General features: G+C 29.8%; 4 protein-coding genes. All 4 read right to left on the reverse strand.

The features are described 5' to 3' along the window. A partial coding sequence (locus HCB45_RS15045; protein ID WP_185620441.1) for a DUF6707 family protein occupies positions 1–282 on the reverse strand: 282 nt, incomplete at its 3' end. Positions 283–506: 224 nt separating this feature from the next. Further along, positions 507–950: a hypothetical protein gene (locus HCB45_RS15050; RefSeq protein WP_185620442.1), complete on the reverse strand. Its 444-nt coding sequence runs from the start codon at positions 948–950 to the stop codon at positions 507–509. Between the two features lie 161 nt (positions 951–1111). Beyond that, entirely contained in the window at positions 1112–1471 is a 360-nt protein-coding gene (locus tag HCB45_RS15055; RefSeq protein WP_185318585.1) for a hypothetical protein, read from the reverse strand. Positions 1472–1475: 4 nt separating this feature from the next. After that, a partial coding sequence (locus tag HCB45_RS15060) for a hypothetical protein (protein WP_185620443.1) occupies positions 1476–2579 on the reverse strand: 1104 nt, incomplete at its 5' end.

Here is a 2579-nt window from a genome sequence, read left to right on the forward strand (position 1 = left end):
ATTATTAAGATGTCTCTGATATTTCATATTTAAAATTATTCCTGCTTCTACCCAACACCAAAGATCCCGATTATTCGTAAAAGGAATTCTTGATATTCCTTTGGACAGTATCTGTGCCTCTTCATCTAACTTAAAATAATGTAATAAATAACTCAATCGTACCAGTTCTTCTAAAGTTTCAATGCTCTCCTCGTCATAGTACTTTTCAACTTCGCTTATTATATTCTGTAAAAAAATGGGAAGTTTTGAATTATTTATCTTAACAAGAATTTTCTTATTCATTGCTTCTCCTTTCAATCTACCACTGATATTTCTGTAAAAAGGACACGCTCAATCACCCAGCAGTTATTAATATAAAAAATTGCACACAATTAAAGCTTCTTGTTATCCTCTGATTCATTTGGTGTTATAAGTTAGTATAGTGTTGAGTAAATTCAAATAGTGTAAACTCAAGCAAAGTACTAGTTTCACTTCTTTGCACGATGTTAATTCTATATATTTCTTAATTATTTTAGTTCAATATGACTAAGTATGTCTTTAAATTTTTTGGTAATTATAGAATAAATAGCATCTTCACTTACACCCGCGTTAACAACATTAAAAACAAAATATTCTAACGTGTTAGGTCGTTCATCCTCAGGCCATTTGTTATATGAGCTCAAATAGAATAATAATGTCTCTATTCTAGCATAGTCTCTTTTTTGTTTTACTGGATCAAAATGAAGCCGTTTAATGGATATTTCATGATAAATGCCATTTAATTGCTCACTATCTTCATGCATCCTGGCTTTTTTCGATTTTTCTATTGCAACTAACTCATCTATTTCAAAATAAGGGTTTAATAAACTTAGACAAGAATCTATACAATCGCGAACTCTTTCGAAAAAAAGGTTATTATTATGCATTTCATGATAATCGCAAATTTTACTCACTACATCCTGAAGATTCATTATATCCTCCTCTATATCTAATTGTTCTAAACCTCTTTGCAACAATCACAGGCATCTGATTTGCTTATTTTATGTTTAAGTTACTAGCTACAAAGACAAAATCATCATTGAAAAAAGAGAATCTCTATCGCGCAATTACTTATGTTCCTAAAATAATAGAGTTAAGACTGTAAATTTCCTTCATTCAACCACTCAGAGATAATTAAGCGTACTTTTCCAACATTTTTATCAGACATAGAACAAACCACAACTAGTTCATTTCTGTCATTAATCCATGTATTGACCCCCGCTAATTCATCAAGAGATACTAGGATTATTTTTAAAATCTTATTACTTTTTGTGGAAGCAGCGGAAAAAATTGGATTGGCATCCATTATTTTTTTACCATTAGAAAATTCTGTGTTGTAATAAGGAAATACCCAATCCTCCTTACTATTGTTAGCTATAGATACAAATAGATTTGTCCAGTATGTTTCAAGCTCAAGATATTTTTCTTCATTGTCTAAATACTTGTCAGACATAGTCTCACATCATTCCTAATTTAACTACATTTTGTCTAATCTTATCTCTGCTCAATGAACTTCTTCGCATCACTCGTTCATCACTCCAGTATTTAAAATCCTCCGTTTGGTTTGTGACAGTTAAATAATAGATTATTGTGCTATAAAGCGAATCTAAATTCACATACTGAGACCAACCACCGGAACTAATCCCACTAGGTAGTTTTCTTGTTCTTAAACATTCATTTAAAATTGGAAGTTTTTCTGGGTGATATATAAAGAAATAATAGAACTGAGATCCTCTTTTTCCTTTAAAATGTTGCCCCCATTGAACGTTTCCTAAATAAGGTGTATAAACATATGCCGCCCATAAATGATATTCATATCTTTGTAAGGAGACAGAAAGTGCATCCAAAAATGTAGGATTTTCCCTTCCAAAATCTGCTAATTTTTTTATATTTTTCAATCCCATATTAGATTTTCTCGTTAATAAATACGTTTCTTCCAATCCTTCTATATTAAGTTTTTTAATTACTTGTTCTTGAAAAGAAGGATAATCAAAAACCAAAAGCGTAATACCATAATATAGAGGATATTGATTTATTTTATCTAGTAAAACTTGTTCATAACCGCACTTCAATAAAACCCATAATAATTGTATATATTTAATCCCCATCGCCTCATATACTTGCCTTTTTGATTCTTCAAAATCTTTAAAGTCATATATACTATGCAATTCATATGGTGCCGAAGCTTGATAACCATATACAATAATATCTAGTAGTAAATCAACTGTTACTTGATTCGTATTAAATAATTGATTTACCCAAACATTAGTAAAATGTTTGCTAAAGTCTGTTAATTTATACTGGTTATTCTCATACTTATACACATTCTCTTTTAAGCTAGGGTAATCTTCCAAAGCTTCTTCTACAAAATAATGATATTCATCTTGATTCCAATTAACTTTGTATACATAATCACCTTTTGCAAGCTTCTTTCCTGTAAAAAAACATTTGCTTTTTTTTAATGATAAAACAGTTTTACTCAAATAAAAAATAGGTTTTTCGGCGAAATAATCCTCATCATAGCGATATTCATCAAGTTTAAATGGATTATAATCTAACGT

Source organism: Listeria farberi (assembly GCF_014229245.1).
In the GTDB taxonomy this organism is placed as follows: domain Bacteria; phylum Bacillota; class Bacilli; order Lactobacillales; family Listeriaceae; genus Listeria; species Listeria farberi.

Coding starts and splice junctions, on each gene's coding strand:
- HCB45_RS15050 (WP_185620442.1), bottom strand. CDS start 950: ATGAATCTTCAGGATGTAGTGAGTAAAATTTGCGATTATCATGAAATG.
- HCB45_RS15055 (WP_185318585.1), bottom strand. CDS start 1,471: ATGTCTGACAAGTATTTAGACAATGAAGAAAAATATCTTGAGCTTGAA.